The organism is Serratia sp. CY32780, assembly GCF_052169135.1.
GTDB lineage: Bacteria > Pseudomonadota > Gammaproteobacteria > Enterobacterales > Enterobacteriaceae > Serratia > Serratia sarumanii.
The window spans coordinates 813,912-836,529 of record NZ_JBJNLI010000001.1; the positions used below are offsets into that span (position 1 = coordinate 813,912).

At 60.0% G+C, this 22,618-nt stretch carries 27 protein-coding genes; 13 read left to right on the forward strand and 14 right to left on the reverse strand.

Features of this window, described 5'->3' with window-relative positions; all coding sequences use genetic code 11:
* Position 1: 1 nt before the first annotated feature.
* Together ACJ8HH_RS04010 and ACJ8HH_RS04015 are read right to left on the reverse strand one after the other, a co-directional pair.
* Positions 2–442: a carboxymuconolactone decarboxylase family protein gene (locus ACJ8HH_RS04010; protein ID WP_049213125.1), complete on the reverse strand. Its 441-nt coding sequence runs from the start codon at positions 440–442 to the stop codon at positions 2–4.
* Positions 443–742: 300 nt separating this feature from the next.
* On the reverse strand, positions 743–2,431 hold the full coding sequence (locus tag ACJ8HH_RS04015; RefSeq protein ID WP_004938680.1) for an aspartate:alanine antiporter: 1,689 nt from the start codon (positions 2,429–2,431) through the stop codon (positions 743–745).
* A 294-nt stretch (positions 2,432–2,725) separates the two neighbouring features.
* On the opposite strand from ACJ8HH_RS04015, the gene ACJ8HH_RS04020 reads away from it, so the two are divergent.
* On the forward strand, positions 2,726–3,115 hold the full coding sequence (locus tag ACJ8HH_RS04020) for an inner membrane protein YbjM (protein ID WP_033637808.1): 390 nt from the start codon (positions 2,726–2,728) through the stop codon (positions 3,113–3,115).
* A gap of 45 nt (positions 3,116–3,160) precedes the next feature.
* On the opposite strand, the gene ACJ8HH_RS04025 is transcribed toward ACJ8HH_RS04020, so the two are convergent.
* On the reverse strand, positions 3,161–3,424 hold the full coding sequence (locus tag ACJ8HH_RS04025; RefSeq protein WP_004938676.1) for a GrxA family glutaredoxin: 264 nt from the start codon (positions 3,422–3,424) through the stop codon (positions 3,161–3,163).
* Between the two features lie 230 nt (positions 3,425–3,654).
* Between ACJ8HH_RS04025 and ACJ8HH_RS04030 the strand changes: the two genes are divergently transcribed.
* The 9 genes from ACJ8HH_RS04030 (at position 3,655) to rlmC (ending at position 11,912) form a co-directional block, all read left to right on the forward strand.
* Positions 3,655–3,957, forward strand: a complete 303-nt coding sequence (locus tag ACJ8HH_RS04030) for a YbjC family protein (protein WP_033646672.1) — start codon at positions 3,655–3,657, stop codon at positions 3,955–3,957.
* A gap of 54 nt (positions 3,958–4,011) precedes the next feature.
* On the forward strand, positions 4,012–4,914 hold the full coding sequence (rimK, locus tag ACJ8HH_RS04035) for a 30S ribosomal protein S6--L-glutamate ligase (RefSeq protein ID WP_033637810.1): 903 nt from the start codon (positions 4,012–4,014) through the stop codon (positions 4,912–4,914).
* A gap of 135 nt (positions 4,915–5,049) precedes the next feature.
* The gene (locus ACJ8HH_RS04040; protein WP_004938666.1) at positions 5,050–5,529 is read left to right on the forward strand and encodes a YbjN domain-containing protein; all 480 of its coding nucleotides are present in this window, start codon (positions 5,050–5,052) and stop codon (positions 5,527–5,529) included.
* 406 nt (positions 5,530–5,935) lie between these two features.
* The gene (potF, locus tag ACJ8HH_RS04045) at positions 5,936–7,045 is read left to right on the forward strand and encodes a spermidine/putrescine ABC transporter substrate-binding protein PotF (RefSeq protein ID WP_033637811.1); all 1,110 of its coding nucleotides are present in this window, start codon (positions 5,936–5,938) and stop codon (positions 7,043–7,045) included.
* A gap of 123 nt (positions 7,046–7,168) precedes the next feature.
* Positions 7,169–8,302, forward strand: a complete 1,134-nt coding sequence (gene potG / locus ACJ8HH_RS04050; RefSeq protein ID WP_197766160.1) for a putrescine ABC transporter ATP-binding subunit PotG — start codon at positions 7,169–7,171, stop codon at positions 8,300–8,302.
* A 24-nt stretch (positions 8,303–8,326) separates the two neighbouring features.
* Positions 8,327–9,289 carry a putrescine ABC transporter permease PotH gene (potH, locus tag ACJ8HH_RS04055; RefSeq protein WP_060443363.1) on the forward strand — a complete coding sequence of 321 codons (963 nt, stop codon included), beginning with the start codon at positions 8,327–8,329 and terminating at the stop codon, positions 9,287–9,289.
* A complete protein-coding gene (gene potI, locus ACJ8HH_RS04060; RefSeq protein ID WP_016928360.1) occupies positions 9,286–10,131 on the forward strand; it encodes a putrescine ABC transporter permease PotI in 846 nt (281 codons plus the stop codon). The genes potH and potI overlap by 4 nt, the downstream gene beginning before the upstream one ends.
* Before the next feature lie 104 nt (positions 10,132–10,235).
* Positions 10,236–10,715 carry a YbjO family protein gene (locus tag ACJ8HH_RS04065; RefSeq protein WP_060387528.1) on the forward strand — a complete coding sequence of 160 codons (480 nt, stop codon included), beginning with the start codon at positions 10,236–10,238 and terminating at the stop codon, positions 10,713–10,715.
* Positions 10,716–10,784: 69 nt separating this feature from the next.
* Complete coding sequence (gene rlmC / locus ACJ8HH_RS04070) at positions 10,785–11,912, forward strand: 23S rRNA (uracil(747)-C(5))-methyltransferase RlmC (protein WP_060387529.1); 1,128 nt, start codon at positions 10,785–10,787, stop codon at positions 11,910–11,912.
* Here the strand turns inward: rlmC and ACJ8HH_RS04075 are convergent.
* From ACJ8HH_RS04075 to ACJ8HH_RS04110, 8 genes are all read right to left on the reverse strand, one after another.
* Entirely contained in the window at positions 11,909–12,193 is a 285-nt protein-coding gene (locus ACJ8HH_RS04075; RefSeq protein ID WP_033654647.1) for a type II toxin-antitoxin system RelE family toxin, read from the reverse strand. The genes rlmC and ACJ8HH_RS04075 overlap by 4 nt on opposite strands.
* On the reverse strand, positions 12,183–12,434 hold the full coding sequence (locus ACJ8HH_RS04080; protein WP_004928423.1) for a type II toxin-antitoxin system Phd/YefM family antitoxin: 252 nt from the start codon (positions 12,432–12,434) through the stop codon (positions 12,183–12,185). Before ACJ8HH_RS04080 ends, ACJ8HH_RS04075 begins: the two co-directional genes overlap by 11 nt.
* Positions 12,435–12,535: 101 nt before the next feature.
* The gene (gene artJ / locus ACJ8HH_RS04085) at positions 12,536–13,270 is read right to left on the reverse strand and encodes an arginine ABC transporter substrate-binding protein (protein WP_043147094.1); all 735 of its coding nucleotides are present in this window, start codon (positions 13,268–13,270) and stop codon (positions 12,536–12,538) included.
* A gap of 197 nt (positions 13,271–13,467) precedes the next feature.
* Complete coding sequence (artM, locus tag ACJ8HH_RS04090) at positions 13,468–14,136, reverse strand: arginine ABC transporter permease ArtM (RefSeq protein ID WP_033637817.1); 669 nt, start codon at positions 14,134–14,136, stop codon at positions 13,468–13,470.
* Complete coding sequence (gene artQ / locus ACJ8HH_RS04095) at positions 14,136–14,852, reverse strand: arginine ABC transporter permease ArtQ (protein WP_060443362.1); 717 nt, start codon at positions 14,850–14,852, stop codon at positions 14,136–14,138. Before artQ ends, artM begins: the two co-directional genes overlap by 1 nt.
* Before the next feature lie 9 nt (positions 14,853–14,861).
* Positions 14,862–15,593, reverse strand: coding sequence for an arginine ABC transporter substrate-binding protein (gene artJ, locus ACJ8HH_RS04100; RefSeq protein ID WP_033637819.1), 732 nt, complete (start codon positions 15,591–15,593; stop codon positions 14,862–14,864).
* 32 nt (positions 15,594–15,625) lie between these two features.
* Positions 15,626–16,354, reverse strand: a complete 729-nt coding sequence (gene artP, locus ACJ8HH_RS04105) for an arginine ABC transporter ATP-binding protein ArtP (RefSeq protein ID WP_038884338.1) — start codon at positions 16,352–16,354, stop codon at positions 15,626–15,628.
* Between the two features lie 264 nt (positions 16,355–16,618).
* A complete protein-coding gene (locus tag ACJ8HH_RS04110; RefSeq protein WP_043147096.1) occupies positions 16,619–17,161 on the reverse strand; it encodes a lipoprotein in 543 nt (180 codons plus the stop codon).
* 159 nt (positions 17,162–17,320) lie between these two features.
* Between ACJ8HH_RS04110 and ACJ8HH_RS04115 the strand changes: the two genes are divergently transcribed.
* A complete protein-coding gene (locus tag ACJ8HH_RS04115; protein WP_033637822.1) occupies positions 17,321–17,644 on the forward strand; it encodes a heavy metal-binding domain-containing protein in 324 nt (107 codons plus the stop codon).
* A 119-nt stretch (positions 17,645–17,763) separates the two neighbouring features.
* A complete protein-coding gene (locus ACJ8HH_RS04120; RefSeq protein ID WP_049197174.1) occupies positions 17,764–18,600 on the forward strand; it encodes an N-acetylmuramoyl-L-alanine amidase in 837 nt (278 codons plus the stop codon).
* Here ACJ8HH_RS04120 and ACJ8HH_RS04125 read toward each other — a convergent pair whose 3' ends face one another.
* Positions 18,601–19,611 (reverse strand): NAD-dependent epimerase/dehydratase family protein, encoded by a 1,011-nt coding sequence (locus ACJ8HH_RS04125; RefSeq protein ID WP_060451439.1) that lies wholly within the window; start codon positions 19,609–19,611, stop codon positions 18,601–18,603.
* A 158-nt stretch (positions 19,612–19,769) separates the two neighbouring features.
* Positions 19,770–21,209: a DUF2867 domain-containing protein gene (locus ACJ8HH_RS04130; RefSeq protein WP_060451440.1), complete on the reverse strand. Its 1,440-nt coding sequence runs from the start codon at positions 21,207–21,209 to the stop codon at positions 19,770–19,772.
* Between the two features lie 153 nt (positions 21,210–21,362).
* On the opposite strand from ACJ8HH_RS04130, the gene ACJ8HH_RS04135 reads away from it, so the two are divergent.
* Entirely contained in the window at positions 21,363–21,710 is a 348-nt protein-coding gene (locus ACJ8HH_RS04135; protein WP_060387820.1) for a DUF1294 domain-containing protein, read from the forward strand.
* On the opposite strand, the gene ACJ8HH_RS04140 is transcribed toward ACJ8HH_RS04135, so the two are convergent.
* Positions 21,711–22,538 (reverse strand): MurR/RpiR family transcriptional regulator, encoded by an 828-nt coding sequence (locus tag ACJ8HH_RS04140; RefSeq protein WP_043147107.1) that lies wholly within the window; start codon positions 22,536–22,538, stop codon positions 21,711–21,713.
* Between the last annotated feature and the right edge of the window lie 80 nt (positions 22,539–22,618).

A 22,618-nucleotide genomic window follows, 5' to 3' on the forward strand; every position in this document is an offset into this window, starting at 1 on the left:
ATTAGTGGCCGGAAATATGAATTCTATTCCACAGATTTATCATAGTGATATTTGCGGTTAGCGCGCTGATTTCTTCCTCGGAATAGTACGCGCGCAATGCCGCGCGCAGTGGGCCATACTCGGTATGGCGTTCAAGCCGCGTTAACGCTTCTGTCCAGGCAAATGCGGCGCGCTCGCGAGGCGTGAAATCATCAACGTGTTCCCATACCACCAGCCTGTCCAGACGTGCGTTGGTTTCACCGTCCTCACGCGCTTCTTTGGTATGCATCTCGACACAGTAACCGCAGCCATTGATTTGCGAAGCGCGCAGGAGGACGAGATGGTAGATCTTGCGCTCTAGATTGTGCGCGTCGATAGCGCCATGCACTTTCAGCAGCGCGGAAAAAACGTTGGCAATGGTTTGCGCATGATTGACAGGGTCGGTATTCACTGGCGTAGTCATAAGAACTCCTCATTTATCGGGTTAACACATATAGATGACGAATGAGAAGAGGGATGTGTGACCGAACCACAGCAAAAATGTGCATTTCGGGGTCGTGGGCCGTTGATGTAATACGTTTTTCAGGCAACAAAAAACCCGATAATCTTGAACCTAAAAGGCGGGATTATCGGGCTCCACAAAATGGGGACATCAAAGAAAAGCAGTGGCACTAATTCAGACTGCGGCCCCCAACGAAAGTTCTGGCCGGCGACAAAAAAATCAAAATATTTTTATCGCCGATTCATCTCTCCCGCTAATCGATCAGCCGAGTATCCCTGGCCATAGCACCACGATGAGTGAACCCGCCAGCGTTAACAGCACGTTAGCGATGGCGTAGGTGCCGGCATAGCCCAGCGCCGGGATATTGCTGCGCGCGGTGTCGCTGATGATCTCCATCGCCGGCGCACAGGTGCGGGCGCCCATGATGGCGCCGAACAGCAGGGCGCGGTTCATGCGCAGCACGTAGGCGCCGAACAGGAAGCAGATAATCACCGGCACCAGGCTGACGATCAGCCCGGCGATCAGCATCTGGCCGCCGACCGCGCCCAGGCTGTGGCCGATGCCGGCGCCGGCACTCAGGCCCACGCCTGCCATAAACACCATCAGGCCGAATTCTTTCACCATGTTCAGCGCGCCCTGCGGAATGTAGCCGAAGGTCGGGTGGTTGGCGCGCAGGAAGCCGAGCATGATGCCGGACATCAGCAGGCCGGCGGCGTTGCCGATGCCGAACGAGAAGTTACTGAACTGAATGGTGATCTGGCCGATCAGCAGGCCGATGATGAAGAAGGCGCAGAACGCCAGCAGGTCGGTCACCTGGCTGTGGATCGAAATAAAGCCAATCTTCTCCGCCACGCTCTTCACCCGGCGCGCGTCGCCGCTCACCTGCAGCACGTCGCCTTTGTTAAGCACGATGCTGTCGTCGATCGGCATTTCGATCTGGCTGCGGATCACGCGGTTGAGGAAGCAGCCGTGGTCGGTCAGCTTCAGCTGGCTCAGGCGCTTGTTCACCGCGTTGCTGTTCTTCACCACGATCTCTTCGGTGACGATGCGCATGTCGAGCAGATCGCGATCGAACACTTCCTTGCCGTTGCGGAAGCTCGGATCCAGCCGCGCGTGGGCGTCCGGGTAGCCGACCAGCGAGATTTCGTCGCCCACCTGCAGCACCGCGTCACCGTCCGGGTTGGCCAGAATGCCGTTGCGGCGGATGCGTTCGATGTAACAGCCGGTCTGGCGGTAGATGCCCAGTTCGCGCAGGTTCTTGCCGTCGGCCCAAGCCACCAGTTCGGGGCCGACGCGGTAGGCGCGGATCACCGGCAGGTAGACCTTGCGCTGGCTGTCGGTGTCCAGGCCGCGTTCGCGGGCGATCTGCTGGGCAGAGGTGGATAGGTCCTGGTGCTGCAGCTTCGGCAGGTAGCGCGCGCCGAAGATCAGGCTGACCAGACCGATCAGGTAGGTGAGGGCGTAGCCGAGGCTCAGATGATCCTGCGCCGCCAGCAGCGCCGGGCCGTTGACGATGGTGTTGCGCAGCGTATCGCCGGCGCCCACCAGCACCGGCGTCGAGGTCATCGAGCCGGCCAGCATGCCGGCGGTCAGGCCGATGTCCCAGTGGAACAGTTTGCCGAGACCGATGGCGATCACCATCGCCGAGCCGACCATCACCAGCGCCAGCATCAGGTAGTTTTTGCCGTCGCGGAAGAAAATCGAGAAAAAGTTGGGCCCGGCTTCCACGCCCACGCAGAAAATAAACAGCATAAAGCCGAGATTCAGCGCCTCGGTGTTAATGGCGAAGTGTTGCTGGCCGAGCAGCAGCGAAACCACCAAAACGCCAATGGAATTACCGAGTTGGACGGAGCCCAGACGGAGTTTACCGAGGCACAGCCCCAGTGCGAGTACCACGAACAGTAACAGAATGTAGTTACCGTTTAACAAACTAGCGACGTTTATGTTCACGGAGGATAACTTATTGTTTACCAGTAAGTGCTTGATATAGATAACTATAAGAGATAGATTCAGCCTTAAAACGACGTTATAAATCACCACCAGCGGAAGGCAAAGCGAACCATCGTTCGGCGGCGTTCATTCTAGACGCTATGACCGATGACAGCCAGCACAGAAAGCTGATTTCCTGCGCCGCCGTGCGCATTTAACTCTCTTTTGACCAAGGAAAAAATTCGGTTCAGCGTCACCGCGCGGGTGAGCGGTCCGATTTCTATTGATGCGGTAATTGGGCGGGGGAGAATTCGCATGACGAGTTATAGATATTGGCTGGGCATTCTCAGCTGTTTTCTGTTGTTCAGCCTGGTGTTTCTCGGCCAGCAAACCGGCCTGTTCGGCAGCACGGATCATGAGCACCACGGCGAAACCGGTCTGCTGCTGTTTGTGATCCCCGGTGCGATCGCCAGCTATCTGTCGAGCCGCAAGCGGCTGCTTTGCCCGCTGCTCGGCGCGCTGTATGCGCTGCCGCTGTGTCTGCTGATCCGCCATTTCTGGCTGACGCCGTCCTCTTCGTTCTGGCAGGAGCTGGCGTACGCCACCAGCGCGGTGTTCTGGTGCGTGTTCGGCGCGATGCTGATGCTGTTCGCCCTCGGCCTGTTGCAGACGCTGCAGCAGCTGCACCGGCGGCAGCGGCAATAAAAAAAGGCGCGTTAAGCGCCTTTTTTGTCTTTGTCGTTCAAAAACTTACTGGAACAGGTTCAGGTGTTCTTTGGCGTAAGCTTCGAAATCGGTGCAACCGCCGATGTGCTTCTCATCCAGGAAGATCTGCGGCACGGTTTCAACCGGTTTGCCGACGGTTTTTTCCAGATCGGCCTTGGTGATACCTTCCGCGTGGATGTCAACGTAACGGAAGTTGAAATCGTCGCGTTCTTCAGTCAGTTTTTCCGCCAGTTCTTTAGCGCGGACACAATAAGGACAGCCAGGACGCCCGAAGATTACTGCAAACATGCAACGCTCCTTAATTGGATTTTCAATAAATTGTTCGCTACCGCAACGACATCCCGTCACCGAAAAAGTCATTACCTGCGTCAGATGGCGCCTACTATGCCCGTTGAGCCGGCGAAAAAAAAGCAGGAATTACCTGTTAGTTTGATTCATGTAACCAATTAGTCTGCCGGGACTGTCGCCGCCGACGGGAATTCACTACACTGGAGGCAGACCTTCTGGAGAAGAAAAATATGCGTTCATTCGGTGACTTACCGCGCCCGGTGCTGGTGTTGGAAGGGCTGGGCATCGTGATGCTGGTGCTGGCCTACCTCAGCATTCACGGCCACCTGCAGCTGCCGGGCTGGCTGGCTTCGCAGCAGGCGGCGGTCGGCATGATTTTCCTCGGCGTGGCGCTGATGGTGCCGGCGGCGGCGTTTCTGGTGTGGCGCGTGGTGCAGGGCTTCGGGCCGCTGATGCGCGGCGGGTTGCCGCCGGAAAACGATCGCCGCAAACCGCAATCGAAAGATAATCAGGACAGCGATCCGCGCGCCTGAGCGCCGCGGCTGCTAACCCGCCTGCCGGGCAGGCGTTGGCCTTTGGGGTGACGAGTGAAAATTGCCATTCTTTCTCGCGACGGAACGCTCTACTCATGCAAGCGGCTGCGTGAAGCGGCGGAAGATCGCGGGCACAGCATCGATATCATCGATCCGCTCTCCTGCTACATGAACATCAATCCGGCGGCGCCGACCATTCATTATCGCGGCCGCCAACTGGAGCGTTACGATGCGGTGATCCCGCGCATCGGCTCCGCCATCACCTTTTACGGCACGGCGGTGCTGCGCCAGTTCGAGCTGCTCGGCAGCTACCCGCTAAACGAATCCGTGGCCATTACCCGCGCCCGCGACAAGCTGCGTTCGCTGCAGCTGCTGGCGCGGCAGGGCATCGATCTGCCGATTACCGGCTTTGCCCATTCGCCGGACGATACCGGCGATCTGATCGAACTGGTCGGCGGCGCGCCGTTGGTGGTCAAGCTGGTGGAAGGCACGCAGGGCATCGGCGTGGTGCTGGCGGAAACCCGCCAGGCGGCGGAAAGCGTGATCGACGCCTTTCGCGGGCTGAACGCCCACATCCTGGTGCAGGAGTACGTGCGTGAAGCGCAGGGGCGCGACGTGCGCTGTTTGGTGGTCGGCGGCCGGGTGGTGGCCGCCATCGAACGGCAGGCCAAGCCCGGCGAGTTTCGCTCCAACCTGCACCGCGGCGGCACAGCCCGCAAGGTGACCATCACCGCCAGGGAGCGGGCGATCGCGGTGAAAGCGGCCAGCACGCTGGGGCTGGACGTCGCCGGGGTGGATATCCTGCGCGCAGAGCGCGGCCCGCTGGTGATGGAGGTCAACGCGTCGCCGGGGCTGGAAGGGGTGGAAACCACCACCGGGCTGGACATCGCCGGCATGATGATCGAATACATCGAGCAGCGCGGCCGGCCAGGCTTTCGCCTGAAATCCGGCGGTTGACGGGCGGGCGGCGTGCTTTTCCCGCCGTGCAATATCTGAATTAGTGAATTAAGCCGCATTGATCGTGGCGTATCGGGTGAATATTCCGTAAGCTATGCGCCTTTTCGCGTATTGAATATTGTGAGGCTGGTTATTATGGATTCACTCATTGTCCCCGATTTGGCGCTGTTGCGGCGCTGGCTGGATCAGTCGGGCATCTCTTTCTTTGAGTGCGATTCCTGCCAGGCGCTGCACCTGCCGCACATGCAGAACTTCGACGGCGTGTTCGACGCCAAGATAGATCTGGTGGACAACGTCATTCTGTTTTCCGCGTTGGCCGAGGTGAAGCCGACCGCGCTGATCCCGTTGGTGGCGGACCTGAGCCAGATCAACGCCAGTTCGCTGACCATCAAGGCGTTCGTCGACATTCAGGACGACAACCTGCCGAAGCTGATCGTCTGCCAGTCGTTGAGCGTGGCGGTCGGCATCACCTACGAGCAGTTTACCCACTTCATGCAGCAGGGCGAAGAGCAGGTCTCGATGGTGATCCTCGAGGCGCGGGCGAACGATCTGCTGTTTATGGGTGATGAAGAAGAGATCCCCGCTGGCGCCGTGCGTCAGCCGATGCTGCACTGATCCTCGTCGTACCTTAAGCATGCCGTCGCTCCGGCGGCATGCTGCCGTTATTCCCCTCCGCAATAAAATATTCTGCACTTTGGCCTTTGCCGCCCGATCTTTCTCGCCTTTTGTGCCGTTAATGGCGTATCACATAGAGAAAAACTGCATAAAAAATCGATAAAAGGCGTTTTTTACCCTGGGGGCTGGCGGGTTGCGATGGCAGCGGCTATGCTGCTGATTCTGCAAAGGGCTTGCGATTTCCCTTGTGGCCACGCGAGCAGGGCAGTGAAAAAAGGCGCATGCAATCATATGCATAGCCATTCAGTTCGCGGTTGCAACGATTGCGCTCGATCAGGAAAGGTTTTGTATCGCTGCAGATACAAGTTCAATTCTATGATTCACCCTGTTTTGGAGGAAGTTACGGATGGTCACCCAACGTAAAAAGTGGTTATCGGGTGTGGTTGCCGGCCTGTTGATGGCCGCGTCCGTCACGGCGTCAGCCGAAGAGAAAACGCTGCACGTGTATAACTGGTCCGACTATATCGCGCCGGATACCCTGGCCAAATTCCAGAAAGAAACCGGCATCAAGGTGGTGTACGACGTCTTTGACTCCAACGAAGTGTTGGAAGGCAAATTGATGGCGGGCAGCACCGGTTATGATCTGGTGGTTCCTTCATCCAACTTCCTCGAGCGCCAGTCGCAGGCCGGCATCTTCGAGCCGCTCGACAAGAGCAAGATGCCCAACTACAAGAATCTCGATCCCGAGATGCTGAAGCTGGTGGCGCACAATGACAAGGACAACAAATACGGCATCCCTTACCTGATGGTGACCACCGGCATCGGCTACAATGTCGACAAGGTGAAGGCGGCATTGGGTAAAGACGCGCCGGTCGACAGCTGGGATCTGATCCTCAAGCCGGAAAACCTCGAGAAGCTGAAAAGCTGTGGCGTCTCCTTCCTCGATGCGCCGAGCGAGGTCTACGCCACCGTGCTGCACTACCTGGGCAAAGATCCCAACAGCACCAACGCGGCGGACTATACCGGCGCGGCTAACGATCTGCTGCTGAAGCTGCGGCCGAACATCCGTTACTTCCACTCGTCTCAATACATCAACGATCTGGCGAACGGTGATATCTGCGTGGCGATCGGCTGGTCGGGCGACGTGATGCAGGCGGCCAATCGCGCCAAAGAGGCGAAGAACGGCGTGAACGTGGCCTACGCGATCCCGAAAGAAGGGGCGCTGACCTACTTTGACATGTTCGCCATGCCGGCGGACGCCAAGAACAAAGACGCCGCCTACCAGTTCCTGAACTTCCTGATGAAACCTGACGTGATGGCCGGCATCAGCAACTATGTCTATTACGCCAATGCGGTGAAGGACTCCACGCCGTTGGTGAACGCTGAGGTGCGCAATAACCCGAACGTCTATCCGCCGGCCGATCTGCGCGCCAAGCTGTTCACGCTTAACGTACAGTCGCCGAAGCTGGACCGTGTCATTACCCGCGCATGGACTAAAGTTAAAAGCGGGAAGTGATGATGGGGGGATATCCCCCGATCGTCGGTAAACCGGCAGGCGGGCGCTCCCCGCCTGCATTGCCGTTTTGGGCCACGGCGCTCGCCGTGGTTTTGTGCCGCTTTACGCCGGAGAGCACCCCGATTGAACGACGCCATCCCTCGTCCTCAAGCCAAGTCGCAGAAGGTTTTCACCCCTCTGCTGGAAATCCGTAACCTCACCAAAACCTTCGACGGGCAGAACGCGGTCGAAGACGTTAGCCTTACCATCTACAAGGGCGAGATCTTTGCGCTGCTCGGCCCGTCCGGCTGCGGCAAATCCACCTTGCTGCGCATGCTGGCCGGTTTCGAGCAGCCCTCGGAAGGGCAGATCGTGCTCGATGGGCAGGATATGTCGCACGTGCCGCCGTACCAGCGGCCGATCAACATGATGTTTCAGTCCTACGCGCTGTTCCCGCACATGACGGTGGAGCAGAACATCGCCTTCGGCCTGAAACAGGACAAAATGCCACGGGCGGCGATCGCCGAGCGGGTGGCGGAAATGCTGGCGCTGGTGCACATGCAAGAGTATGCCAAGCGCAAGCCGCACCAGCTTTCCGGCGGCCAGCGGCAGCGGGTGGCGCTGGCGCGCAGCCTGGCCAAGCGGCCGAAGCTGCTGCTGCTGGATGAGCCGATGGGCGCGCTGGACAAGAAACTGCGCGATCGCATGCAGTTGGAAGTGACCGACATTCTCGAGCGCGTCGGCGTCACCTGCGTGATGGTGACGCACGATCAGGAAGAGGCGATGACCATGGCGGGGCGCATCGCCATCATGAACCGCGGCAAGTTCGTGCAGATCGGCGAGCCGGAAGAGATCTACGAGCATCCGAACAGCCGCTTCAGCGCCGAATTTATCGGCTCGGTCAACGTCTTCGACTGCGTATTGCAAGAGCGCCACGACGATGCGCTGATCCTGCAAAGCCCCGGATTGCGCCATGCGATCAAAGTCGATCCGGACGCCTCGGTGGTGGACGGCGTGCCGATCCAGGTGGCGCTGCGGCCGGAAAAGATCCTGCTGTGCGAACAGGTGCCGGAAGACGGCTGCAACTTCGCGGTGGGAGAAGTGGCGCACATTGCCTACCTGGGCGATCTGTCCATCTATCACGTGAAGCTGCACAGCGGGCAGATTATCAGCGCCCAGCTGCAAAACGGCCACCGTTTCCGCAAGGGGATGCCGACCTGGGGCGATGAAGTGCGTCTGTGCTGGGAAACCGACAGCTGCGTAGTGTTGACAGTGTAGTGGAGCCGGTGAGGAGTAACCCGTATGACCCTGCTTTCTGAACGCACGCCGGAACCGCCGGCCAAAACGCCCGGCACCTTCAAGGCGCTGTTCCACCGCCTGCTGATGGCTCACGGCCGCAAGCTGGTGATCGCGCTGCCGTATTTATGGCTGACGCTGCTGTTCATGCTGCCGTTCCTGATCGTGTTCAAAATCAGCCTGGCGGAGCTGGCGCTGGCGGTGCCGCCCTACACCGAACTGCTGAGCTGGGCGGACGGCAAGCTGAATATCGCGCTCAACTTCGCCAACTACCTGCAGCTGACCGACGATCCGCTGTATATCGACGCCTACCTGCAGTCGCTGCGCGTGGCGGCGGTCTCGACGCTGTGCTGCCTGATCATCGGTTATCCGCTGGCCTGGGCGGTGGCTCACAGCAAGGCGTCAACCCGCAACATTCTGCTGCTGCTGGTGATCCTGCCTTCCTGGACCTCGTTCCTGATCCGCGTCTATGCCTGGATGGGCATTCTGAAAAACAACGGCATTCTTAATAACTTCCTGATGTGGCTGGGTGTCATCGATCAGCCGCTGGTGATCCTGCACACCAACCTGGCGGTGTATATCGGCATCGTTTATTCCTATCTGCCGTTTATGGTGCTGCCGATCTACACGGCGCTGATCCGGCTGGATTACTCGCTGGTGGAGGCGTCGCTGGATCTGGGCGCCCGGCCGCTGAAAACCTTTTTCAGCGTGATCGTGCCGCTGACGCGCGGCGGCATCATCGCCGGTTCGATGCTGGTGTTCATTCCGGCGGTGGGGGAGTTCGTGATCCCGGAACTGCTCGGTGGGCCGGACAGCATCATGATCGGCCGCGTGCTGTGGCAGGAGTTCTTCAATAACCGCGACTGGCCGGTGGCTTCGGCGGTCGCCACCATCATGCTGCTGTTGCTGATCGTGCCAATTTTGTGGTTCCACAAACACCAGAACAAGGAAATGGGGGGGCAGGCATGAACAACTTGCCGGTAGTGCGTTCACCGTGGCGCATCGCCATCCTGACGATCGGCTTTACCTTCCTGTATGCGCCGATGCTGATGCTGGTGATCTACTCCTTCAACAGCTCCAAGCTGGTGACGGTGTGGGCCGGCTGGTCCACGCGCTGGTATACCGAACTGTTCCACGACTCGGCGATGATCAGCGCGGTGGGGCTCAGCCTGACCATCGCCGCCGCTTCCGCCACCGCCGCGGTGGTACTGGGGGCCATCGCCGCCGTGGTGATGGTGCGCTTCGGCCGTTTTCGCGGTTCGACCGGCTTCGCGTTTATGCTGACTGCGCCGCTGGTGATGCCGGACGTGATCACCGGCCTGTCACTGCTGTTGCTGTTCGTGGCGATGGGGCACGCCTTCGGCTGGCCGTCGGAGCGCGGCATGTTCACCATCTGGCTGGCGCATGTCACCTTCTGTACCGCTTACGTGGCGGTGGTGATCAGCTCGCGCCTGCGCGAGGTGGATCGCTCAATTGAAGAGGCGGCGATGGATCTGGGGGCGCCGCCGCTGAAGGTGTTCTTCGTCATCACCTTGCCGATGATCGCGCCAGCGCTGATCTCCGGCTGGATGCTGGCGTTCACCCTGTCGCTGGACGACCTGGTGATCGCCAGCTTCGTCTCCGGCCCGGGCGCCACCACGCTGCCGATGCTGGTGTTCTCCAGCGTGCGCATGGGGGTGAATCCGGAAATTAACGCGTTGGCCAGCCTGATCCTGCTGGTGGTGGGCATTCTCGGCCTGATCGCCTGGTGGTTTATGGCGCGCTCGGAAAAACAACGATCGCGCGAATTGCAGCGGGCGGCCCGTAGCTGAATCGTAACAAACCTGCTATTTTTGCAATCAATAAGTATTGCAACTAACCACCTGACTTTACATGCGCCACCTGTATAGGTGGCGCGTCGTAGCGGAATACGGATATGTCAGACATGCTGAAAAGCGGGCAGGGAATGGGATCGACTTCGGATGCGCCGGTGCCGGTGATGGTGGCGGGTACCGCCATGGTCGCGATCAAGTGTATCAGCGTGGTGCTGCTGCTGGGCGAGCTGGGCGTCGACGGCGCGCAGGAGTTCGTCAACACCAGCGCGCAGGCGTGGGATTCTACCTTTATCTTTCTGGCCGGCCTGCTGCTGCTGTGTCTGCAAATCAGCTGCGGTTTTGCCGTGATGCGCGGCCGCAACTGGGGGCGCTGGGGCTATGTGGTCTGCCAGTGCATCGTAGTGCTTTACCTGCTGTTGGCCACCATCGGCAGCGTCTTCCCCGAGGTGTTCACCGTGGAAGGCGAAACCAGCGGCCAAATCCTGCACGTTCTGATCCTGCAAAAGATCCCCGACGCGGTGATCCTGGCGTTGCTGTTTGTTCCCACCGCCAGCCGCCGCTTCTTCGCCGCGCGCAAGTGAGATTTTAGGCGCGCGGAGTGGTAAACTCTGCGCCCTTGATTCGTCATCCTGAACTTCACGGTAATCTTCATGCATTGCGCTTTGTATACGGCGGGCACCTGCCGTTCCTGTCAGTGGCTGGATAAGCCCTATCCGCAGCAACTGGCCGACAAACAGCATCACCTGCACTCGCTGCTGGCCGGGCGCGACGTCGCGCAGTGGCTGCAGCCGGTGGCGGGGGAACTGAGCGCATTTCGCAATAAAGCCAAGATGGTGGTCAGCGGCAGCGTGGAGCGCCCGCTGCTCGGCATGCTGCACCGCGACGGCACACCGGCCGATCTGAGCGACTGCCCGCTGTACCCTGCCGGTTTTGCGCCGATGTTCGCGGTGCTGAAAAGCTTCATCGCCCGCGCGGGCCTGACGCCGTACAACGTGGCGCGCAAACGCGGCGAGCTGAAGTACCTGCTGCTGACCGAAAGCACGCTCGACGGCGGCGTGATGCTGCGCTTCGTGCTGCGCTCGGAAACCAAGCTGGCGCAGCTGCGCGCCGCGCTGCCGTGGCTGCAGCAGCAGTTGCCGCAGCTCAAGGTGATCTCCGCCAATATTCAGCCGGTGCACATGGCGATCATGGAAGGGGAGCGCGAGATTGCGCTGACCGAACAGCAGGCGCTGGAGGAACGGTTCAATCAGGTGCCGCTGTTCATCCGCCCGCAAAGCTTCTTCCAGACCAACCCGCAGGTGGCCGCCGATCTGTATGCCACCGCCCGCGACTGGGTGCGCGCGCTGGGTATCGACAGCATGTGGGATCTGTTCTGCGGCGTCGGCGGTTTCGGCCTGCACTGCGCGCAGCCGCAAACGCGGCTGACCGGCATCGAAATCAGCGCGGAAGCGATCGCCTGCGCGCGCCAGTCGGCGCAGCGGTTAGGGTTGTTGCACGTAGATTTTCAGGCGCTCGATTCCACCCGTTTCGCCACCGCCGAAGGCCAGGTGCCGCAGCTGGTGCTGGTCAACCCGCCGCGGCGCGGCATCGGCCAGGCGCTGTGCGACTATTTGAGCCGGATGGCGCCGGACTATATTCTCTATTCGAGCTGCAACGCCGAGAGCATGGCGAAAGATATCGAGATGTTGCCGGGGTACCGCATCGAACGGGTGCAGCTGTTCGACATGTTCCCGCATACTGCGCACTACGAAGTGCTGACGCTGTTGGTGCGGCGTTAAAGGCGCTTTTTGGCAGCCGTGTAAGCCGCTGAACGTTCGCGTTTGCCCACAGACAGGACCAGAACCACGATCTCCGTTTCCATGACGCGATACACCAAACGAAAGCCGGATGCTCTGAGTTTGATTTTGTAGCAATCGGGCAAACCGGCGAGTTTGTTGGCAGGGACGTGGGGATTAACCAATACCGATACCAGCTTTTTTTTGAACTGTTCCCGGATCACCGGGGACAGTTTTTTAAATTCCTTCAGCGCATGTTCTTCGAATTCAAGCTTATAAGTCATCCAAATTGACCTTAATGCGTTTGCCGTTCATCCGTGAACGAACGATTTCAGCGAGTTCGATATCTTCCAGGTACTCCGCGATAGCCTCCCAGGTTTCCGGTGAGACGTAATATCCCGAAATCTTACCGTTGGTCAGGACGGCGACCGGCTGCCCTTGTGCCTCTTTAAGGGCGGCGTTGGGCGATTTCTTAAAATCGCTGATGCTGACTGCGGAATCGGCAAGAATGGGTTGAACCGTCATGATGTTATCCTTGATGCTAAATTCAGTATCAAATTTAGCACTAAATGGATGGGGTAGCAATCGGATGGAGCCGCCAAAGGATGGCGGCTCCACATGCGGACTTACTGCGGGAACCACTTGTCGTTGATGGCCTTGTAGGTGCCGTCGGCCTTGATGGCGTCCAGCGCGGCGTTCAGCTTGGCCAGCAGCGCCTGGTTGTCCGGGCGCACCGCGATGCCGAGACCTGTGCCGAAGTATTGCGCGTCGGTAACGTGTTCACCGACCGGCGCCAGCTGCGGGTTGGTTTTCAGCCACTCGTTCACCACGGCGGTGTCGCCGAACACGCCATCAATACGGCCGTTTTTCAGCTCCAGAATGGCGTTTTGGTAGCTGTCGTAAGAGACGGTGGTAATCTCCGGATGCTTGTCCTGCATGTATTTCTGGTGGGTGGTGCCGTTTTCCATGCCGAGTTTTTTGCCTTTCAGATCCGCCAGCGAGCTGAACTTGCCTTTTTGCGCAATCACGATCGCCGAGTTGGCGTAGTAAGGCTGGGTGAAGGCGACCTGTTTGCTGCGCTCCGGCGTGATATCCATACCGGAAATCACCGCATCGTATTTCTTGAATTTCAGCGCGGCGATCAGGCTGTCGAACGCCTGGTTGGTGAAGGTGCACTGCGCCTGCATCTGCTTGCACAGCGCGTTGGCCAGATCGATATCGAAGCCGACGATCTGGTTATTGGCGTCGAGCGATTCGAACGGCGGGTAGGTGGCGGAAGCGGCGAAGCGGATGGTCTCGGCCGCGGTGGCGTTAAAGGTGATTCCGGCCAACATCGTCGCGGCAAGCAGCAGTTTTTTCATGCGTAGAGCTCCTGTCTGGATCCTGAAAGTGATTTTTCGCTATCGTTTGTTTTTACTGGTAATCGCCAGAGGTTTTTGCGAGGACACCTGCTGATAACCCTGCCATCGAGTGAATTAAAATGCAATGAAAATGATTAAATATTGCCTCGAGAATAAAAAAAGCCCCGCACTACGGCGGGGCTTGAGGGGAGGCGGCCTCAGTTGCGGCGCTCAAACGCCAGCGCGCGGCGCTCCACCAGCCGCATCAGCAGCGTCAGCAGGCCGTTAACGCACAGGTACACCAGGCCTGCGGCGCCAAACACCATGACGTCGTAAGTGCGGCCGTACATCAGCTGGCTGTAGCCCATCACTTCCATCAGCGTGATGGTGTAAGCCAGCGAGGTGCTTTTGAACACCAGCACCACTTCGTTGGAGTAAGACGACAGCGCGCGCTTGAAGGCGAACGGCAGCAGGATGCGCAGCGTCTGCCGGCGCGACATGCCCAGCGCTTCGCACGACTGCCATTGCCCGGCTGGAATGGCGCGCACCGCGCCGTAGAACAGTTGCGTGGTGTAGGCCGCGCTGTTCAGCGCCAGCGCTATCATCGCGCACAGCCAAGGCTGCGACAGCAGATTCCACAGCCACGGGTAGTCGCGGATCGCCGGGAACTGGCCGGGGCCGTAGTAGATCAGGAAGATCTGCACCAGCAACGGCGTGCCGGTGAACAGCGTCACGTAGATCTTGACCAGCGGCGTCAGGATTGGCGTTTTCAGCGTCAGGATCACCGTCAGCAGCAGCGACAGCACCAGCGCGACGATCAGCGCGGCGACGGTCAGCGTCAGGCTGGTGTGCAACCCTTTGAGGATTTCCGGCAAATACTCAATCATCAGACCGGCTCCCGCTCAAAGCGCGTGGCGCGCAGCTCAATGCGTTTGATGACGTATTGGCTGAACAGCGTCACCAGCAGGTAGATGGCCGCCGCGATCACATACCAGGTAAAGGGTTCTTGTGTGCGGGTGGCGATGCTCTTGGTTTGCAGCATCAGATCGTTCACGCTGATCAGCGACACCAGCGCGGTGTCTTTCAGCAGCACCAGCCACTGGTTGCCGAGGCCGGGCAGGGCGTGGCGCCACATCTGCGGCATGATCAGGCGAAAGAAGATCGCCGCCTTGCCGAGCCCCAGCGCCTGGCCGGACTCCCACTGCCCCTGCGGTACCGCTTTGAGCGCGCCGCGCAGCGTCTGCGAGGCGTAGGCGGAATAGAGCAGGGCCAGAGCGATCACCCCGCACAGGAACGGGCTGACTTCGAAATTGTCGATCGCCAGCTGAATCGGCAGCTGGAACAGACCGAGGTTGAGGGTAAAGCCGTCGGAGAGCATCAGCAGCAGCTGCGACGAACCGAAATAGATAAACAGCACCACCAGGATTTCCGGCAGGCCGCGTAGCACGGTCACCCAGGCGGTGCCGAGCCAGCTGACCGCTTTCCAGCGGGACGATTCCCATACGGCGAACAGCATCGCCAGAATCAGCCCGAGGATCAGGGCGCAAACGGCAAGGCCGACGGTCATGCCGGCGGCGCTTGCTAAAGGTTGAAATTCATTCATCGGGGCGTATTACTGCTGGAACCATTTTTTGTAGATGGTTTCATAGGTCCCATCCTGCTTGATCTTGTCCAGAGCGGCGTTGAACTTGCCCTGCAGCTCGGTGTTCTTCTGGCGTACCGCGATGCCGAGGCCGGTGCCGAAGTAGTCTTTATCCGTGACTTTGGCGCCCACTGCCGCCAGCGCGTCATTCTGCTTCAGCCATTCGTTAACCACCGCGGTATCGCCGAACACCGCATCAACGCGGCCGTTCTTCAGATCCAAAATGGCGTTCTGGTAGCTGTCGTAAGGCACGGTGGTGATTTCCGGGTGCTTGTCGGTCAGGTATTTCTGGTGAGTGGTGCCGTTTTGCACACCCACTTTCTTGCCTTTCAGCGCCGCCACGTCGGCGATTTTGCCTTTCTGCGCGATGAACAGCGCCGAATTATCGTAGTACGGCTTGGTGAACAGCACCTGCTTTTCACGTTCCGGCGTAATGTCCATGCCGGCCATCACCGCATCGAAACGCTTGAATTTAAGGCTTGGGATCAGGCTGTCGAACGCCTGGTTGGTGAAGGTGCACTCGGCCTGCATCTCTTTGCACAGCGCGTTGGCCAGATCGACATCAAAACCCTGAATCTTGTTGCCGGCGTCAATAAATTCAAATGGAGGATAGGAGGCTTCGGTAGCGAAACGGATGGTTTCGGCTGCGGAGGCGGAAACGCTGATGCCGGCCAGAACGGCGGCGATTATTAGTTTTTTCATCGCAAACTCCCCAAATTACAGCAAGTTAATTGTTAGTGTGATAAGTAGTTGGCAAACTCGGTGGTCCGCGGCTGCGTGAAGTGGCTGCTGTCGCCTTGCTCCACCACGTGGCCGTTTTCCATGTACACCACGCGGCTGGCGGTCTTGCGCGCCACTTCCACTTCGTGGGTGACGATCACCTGCGTGATGCCGGTGCCGGCCAGTTCGCGAATGATGCTGACGATCTGAGCGGTGATTTCCGGATCCAGCGCCGCGGTCGGTTCATCGAACAGCAGCACCTGCGGTTCCATCATCAGGGCGCGGGCGATTGCCACGCGCTGCTGCTGGCCGCCGGAAAGGTGCAGCGGGAAGCGATCGGCGAAGTCGGTCAGGCGCAGGCGCTTGAGCAGCTTGTCGGCGCGCTCCATCGCCTGAGCCTTGGTCAGACCCAGCACGCGGCAAGGCGCTTCGATCAGGTTCTGAACCACGGTGAGGTGAGGCCACAGGTTGTATTGCTGGAACACCATGCCGACATTTTGACGCAGTTCGCGAATGGCTTTCTCGCCAGGCGCCTGCTTGAAGTCGAATTGGTTGCCGGCGATCTGCAGTTGGCCCGAACGCGGCATTTCCAGCAGGTTCAGCACCCGCAGCAATGAACTTTTCCCGGCGCCGCTTGGGCCAAGCAGCACCAGGGTTTCCCCGGCTGGACAATCCAGCGTGATGTCAAACAGCGCCTGGTGAGCGCCGTAATAGCAATTGATACCGTTAAGTTGAATACTCATGCGCCAGAATTGAATAGACATTGATGCCGCAAATGTTAACTTCCACAGAATACTTATGCAATCTTTGTGCGTTAAAATTTATGAGTGTGCGGCGGGACAGTAAAAGATTAGCACAAGATACCGCGACTCAAGCCGAGGGAGGGGATTTGTGGTGCAGGCTGTGAGATCGGTAGCGAAATTTTTTCTATTGGACGAAATCTGAGCGGCAGGCGGGAGGCGGGGATGGCCGACGCGGCAAACCCGCGTCGACCTGGGGATCGCGGGTTACTGGTTTTCCAACACCTGGCGCACGCTGCCGTTGGTGGCATGCGCTGGAACATTCAGGTAGCGAATATCATCAACCACCCAGCAGGTGCCTTCGCGCACCATCAGCACTTCGTCCTGCCAGTTCACGGTGCTGTTGGCGTCTTTTTGGTAGCTCAAGTCGACGCGCAGCGGGATGTTTTTCGCATCGGTGTTAGGAATGGTCGAGGCGCTGGCGACGGACGCGCTGCTTGGTCCCTGCGCATTGCCGGAGAACAAGTCGCCGGTGATCCGATGCTTGCCCGGGTTCTGGGCGGCGCTGACCAGATCCTGATACAGCACTTTGCTCAGGTAAGGCTGCAGCTGCGCCAGGCGGTTACTGTCCGGCAGGCCGGCGCCCTGCTGGATGCGCAGGTCATAGAACTTTTGCGCGACCGTATCCGGGCCGCCTTCCACACAGCTGCCGCTGCGGGTGCCGATATCCTTGTATGCCGGCTCCACCGTGGTACAGGCACTCAGCAACAGCGCTAAGGGTAAAACAGCCGCAATCGTTTTTGTTTTCATCTTATTACCTTATGTGAAAGTCTCTACCATGAAGACCGATAGCTTACAGTATAAATGCGTTTTTTGGCCTTGCATTCGTACTGCGTGCCATTGATTAAGCGAACATAACGCTAATCTTCTGGTCATAGATACGTTGAATTAATCAAACAAGGAATTCTGATGCAGCTTTCAACTACCCCGACCCTGGAAGGGTTCACCATCACCGAATACTGCGGCGTGGTCACCGGCGAAGCGATCCTCGGCGCCAACATCTTTCGTGATTTCTTCGCCGGCGTGCGCGATATCGTCGGCGGCCGCTCGGGCGCTTATGAGAAAGAGCTGCGCAAGGCGCGCTTGATCGCGTTCGAAGAGCTGGAAGATCAGGCGAAAGAGCTGGGAGCCAACGCGGTGGTCGGCATCGATATCGATTATGAAACCGTTGGCAAAGACGGCAGCATGCTGATGGTGACCGTCAGCGGCACCGCGGTGAAAGCCAGCCGCTAATCCCACTCCCCAACGCCCTGGCGCGTCCGGGGCGTTTTACTTTGTCCGACGGTGGCTTCCGTGGCGATTATTGATTAACGTTAACGCTATATCAGGTCATCACATCACAGGGAGGATAAGTGAAAATTTGGCCAGGGATCATCGCCGCCGCGCTGCTGGCGGGATGCCAAAACCCGCAGCAGGACACGCTCGTCGATCGCGGCGCTTACCAGCTCGAAACCCTGCATCAGGCGCAGGGCGCGGATCAACGCATCCGCTTTCTGGTGATGCACTACACGGCGGAAGACTTCCACTCATCGCTGAAAACGCTGACCGACGAACACGTCAGCGCGCATTATCTGCTGCCGGCGCATCCGCAGCGCGAACACGGTAAACCGACGGTGTTCCGCCTGGTGCCGGAAGCGATGCGCGCCTGGCATGCCGGCGCCAGCGCCTGGCGCGGCCGCAGCAACCTCAATGACACCTCGATCGGCATCGAAATCGTCAACAAGGGCTTCACCCGCAGCATGCTGTTCACCCACTGGCAGCCCTATACGGCGGAGCAGATCGCCGTGCTGATCCCGCTGAGCCGCGACATCATCCAACGCTATGGCATCCAGCCGCAGGACGTGGTGGGGCACAGCGACATCGCGCCGCAGCGTAAACAGGATCCCGGCCCGCTGTTCCCCTGGCGGCAGCTGGCGCAGGCCGGCATCGGCGCCTGGCCGGACGAACGCGACGTGCAGCGTTTGCTGGCGGGGCGCGATCGCCATGCGCCGGTACCGATGGCGCCGCTGCTCGAAAAGCTGGCGCGTTACGGCTACGCGATCGACCCGTCGTGGAATGCGCGGCAGCAGCGCAATGTGCTGGCGGCGTTTCAGATGCACTTCCGGCCCGACGATGTGCGCGGCGAACCGGATGCGGAGAGTGAAGCGATAGTCGATGCGCTGCTGGTGAAGTACGGCGCGGCGCGTTGATTACAGGCCGTGCAGCTTGCCGTGATCTTTCAGCCAGCGGGCGGTGCGCGCGATGCCTTCTTCCAGCGAGACGATCGGCTGATAGTCCAGCTCTTGCTGCGCGCGGGTGGTATCGAGCGTGAGGTCGAAATTGAGTTTGGCGACGCCGTAGTGGGTCAGCACCGGCTCCTTCTCGCTTTTGCTGCCGAGGCGCTCCATGCCGCGCGCCATCATGTCGAGCATCGGATAGGGGACGGAGCGGATATGGCACTTCATGCCCAAATCGTCGATCAACTGCTGCACCACGGTGCGAAGCGGGCGCGGCTGCTGGTTGGTGATGTTGTAGGCGCGGCCGGACGGCGTATCTTCTTTTAGCGTCGCCAGCCACATGGCGTGCACCGCATTCTCCAGGTAGGTCATGTCCACCATCGCCGCGCCGCCGCGCGGCAGCAGCAGGTTGCCGTAGCGTTTGATCATCTGCAGCAGCCGCGGCAGCATCACCTTGTCGTGCGGCCCGAACAATCCCTGCGGGCGCAGAATGGTGAAATGGGTCTGCGGATTGGACAGCGCCAGCTGCTGGATCACCTGCTCGCCGGCGGCCTTGCTGCGCGCGAACTCGTTGGCGTAGCGCTGCGGGCGAAAGTCTTCGGTCACGTTGCGGTGATGGTGGTAATCGAAATAGATCGCCGGGGAAGAGATGTGAATGAACTGCGCCACGCCGTAGGCCGCCGCCCATTCGCCGAGGCGGCGGGTGGCGCGGACGTTGGCCAGTTCGAAGGCCTCTTCGGTGCCCCAGGGCGAGGTGAAGCTGGAGCAGTGCCACAGCACGTCGACGTCCGTCAGCATCGCCTTGGCCTGCGAAGAGATCAGATTGGTGAGATCGGCATGAATGAACTCCGCGCCCATTTTTTCCAGCAGGCCGCCCATCGCCTGGTTGCGGCCGGTGGCGCGCACTTTGATGCCCTGACGGCGCAGATATTCGACGGCGTTACGGCCTAACCCACTGGTGGCACCGGTGACCAATACCTTCATAACGGACTCTATTCTCACCCAAAATCGGAATACCGGCGGGCGCTTGCGGCGCTCCCAGCAAATAAGATGCCATTCTTCCGTGATTTCGTGCGCTATGCAATCGGAAAGCCCCGAAGCACAGCGGCAAACTGTGCGGTTGATCGACAAATGAACGGCGTTCAGCGCCGTTGGCGGTCCAGGCCCTCGGCAAGTTCGGCGATGCGCTTCGCCATGCCGCGGAAAATGAACAGATGCGCGGGCATCATGGCGAACCAATACAGCAGCCCGCTAAAGCCGGCCGGATGCCACCAGGCGCGCACGTCCAGCGTGCGGCGATCGCCGTGATCGGTAATGGTGAAGCTCAGCCGCCCCAGCCCTGGCGCCTTCATGCCGAACAGCAGCGCCAGTTGCCGCAGCGGTTTCAGCGTGATGACTTTCCAGCCGTCGATCTCGTCGCCCAGCGCCAGGGCCGCGCGCGTCGGGCGGCCATAGACCACGCCGTTGCCGATCATGTCGTCCATGCGGGCGCGGATCCGCCACAGAATATTGGCGTAGAAATAGCCTTCTTCGCCCCCCAGTTGCTGCACCGTTTGCCATAGGGCCTCGCGGGTGGCGGCGGTGTCCAGCGAACAACCGGCCTGTTTCGGATAGTAACCGTAGCCGGGGCGCCAGCGGGCCCGCGCCGCCGGATCGTAGCCCCAGTCGGCGGAATCGACCACCTCCTGTTCGCGCTGCAGCGTGGTGGCGACCGCCTGATCGAAGGTGTGCAGCCGCTGCGGGATCAGGGCCTGCAGCGGCCGGCCGTCGGCGGGCAGATCGTGCTTCAGCCCCTGGATCAGCGCGCGGGCGATCGGCGTCGGCACCGAGGTGATCAGGCTGATGAACCACACCGAAATCAGCCGCGTCGGCAAAGGGATCGGGATCAGCCAGCGCCGTTTGCCGCTGAGGGCGATAAAGCGTTGGAACATATCCTGATAGCTGAGGTACTCCGGCCCGGCAACGTCGAAGATGCGGTGCTCCTGCGCCGGGTGCGCCAGCAGATCGGCCAGATAAACCAGCAGGTTCTCCAGCGCCACCGGCGACGACTTCGAGCGCACCCAGCGCGGCGGCGTCAGCACCGGCAGGTTATAGACCATGTCGCGCATCACTTCGAACGCCGCCGAGCCGGGGCCGACGATGATGCCGGCGCGCAGTTCGGTCACCGGCACGCCGCTTTGGCGCAAAATCTCGCCGGTCAGGCGGCGGGCCGCCAGGTGCGGCGAACTGTCGTCGTTCGGCTGCAGCGCGCCGAGGAAGATCATCTGTTTGACGCCGGCATTGCGCAGCGCGTCGCGCAGGTTTTCCGCCGCCTGGCGCTCCTTCTCGATAAAATCGTCGCCGTCGCCCATCGCGTGCACCAGATAGTAAAGCGTATCTGTCTCCCACAGCGCCGCGCTCAGGGTCTCCGGGCGGTACAGATCGGCATACAGGCAGTTGACCTGCGGCCAGTTCCGCTCCTGCAGCCACTCGATGCGCCGCGCGGCGGCGGTAATCTGGTGCCCCTGTTCGATCAGGTGCGGGATCAGGTTCTGGCCTATATAGCCGCTGGCTCCAAGAACCAGTACGCGTTGGGGTGTCATCGGGCCGCCTTGTGCGGTAGTAGAGGATTGGCAGAACGACAGGATGCCAAATTCAGGGTTTAAATGCACTTTTTGTATGGGTATAAGCCGGTTGCATCCATCGTGGCGCAGGTTCACACTACGCGCCCTTTATCGAACGAAAAACCGGATGCCATGAAGCTCAATGTGATTTGTTACGCCCTGCTGGGCCTGGCGCTGGTCGCCAGCCTGTTCTCGCTGCATCCGGTGTGGATGTGGTTGCTGCTGGCCAACCTGCTGACGTTTCTGATCTACGGCGGCGATAAGCTGGCGGCGCGCAAGGGGTGGCGGCGGGTGCCGGAGGCGACGCTGTTGCTGTTCGGCGCGCTGGGCGGGTGGTTGGGCGCACTGGCGGCACAGCAGATGTTTCGCCACAAAACCCAGAAGCAGCCGTTTAAAACCTGGTTCATCCTCAGCGTGGCGCTCAACCTGGTGGCGGTGCTGGGGCTGTGGTACTGGGTTTATGGCCGCTGGATCTTCTGATTACAGCAGCAGCGGCAGGGTGGCGCTGGCGGTGGCCTGCATCGCCTGAGCGTAGGCGGGATCGCGCCGAGCCAGTTCGGCGATCATCAACTCCACCAGCAGCATGGCGCCGACTTTGGCCGGCAGGGCGCCGGCGGTCAGCGGCCCTTCCGGTTTGGCCGCCACCAGCAGCGTATCCGCCAGCTTGGCCAGCGGGCTGCGTTGGGTGTTGCTGACGGCGATCACGCGTGCGCCGCGCCCTTTGGCCAATGCCACCGCATGCAGCACGTCCTTGGTGGAGCCGGAGCTGGAGATGACGATCAGCAGATCCCGCTCACTCAGCGAGGCGGCGTTCATCGCCGCCCGGTGCATGTCGCTGAACAGCTGCGCCGGTTTGCCGAGGCGCAGCAGCTTGTAGTGCAGGAAATCGCCGATGATGGCGCTGGCGGCGACGCCGTAAATCTGCACCGAAGCGCAACGCTGCAGGCTGTCCGCCGCCTGTTGCAGCGCCTGCGGATCCAACAGCGCGCCGGTATCCCGCAGCGCCTGAACGCTCTCTTCCACCAAATTTTCCGTCGCGCTTTGCCGCGTCGTCGCCTCCGGCTGGCTTTGTTGCAGGCTGAGAGCCAGCGCCATTTTAAATTCGGTATAGCCTTTGCAGCCCAGATGGCGGCACAGCCGCGTGACGCTGGCTTCGCTGGTGGCGCTTTCACGCGCCAGTTCGGTGATGGTCAGGTAAACGGCGCGGGAGGGCTGCGCAAGAAGATAGTTGCCGAGCTTTTGCAGCGTGGGGCTGTACCCCGCCAAATCCTGCCGCAGCCGCAATAACAAGTTGCCTGTATTCATCACGTTACCTTTCTGAGTATTCCCGTTTCTATTGTGGCGGAAAGACGCCGCCGCTCGCCAGCGAAATCGACGGATTGTGAAGC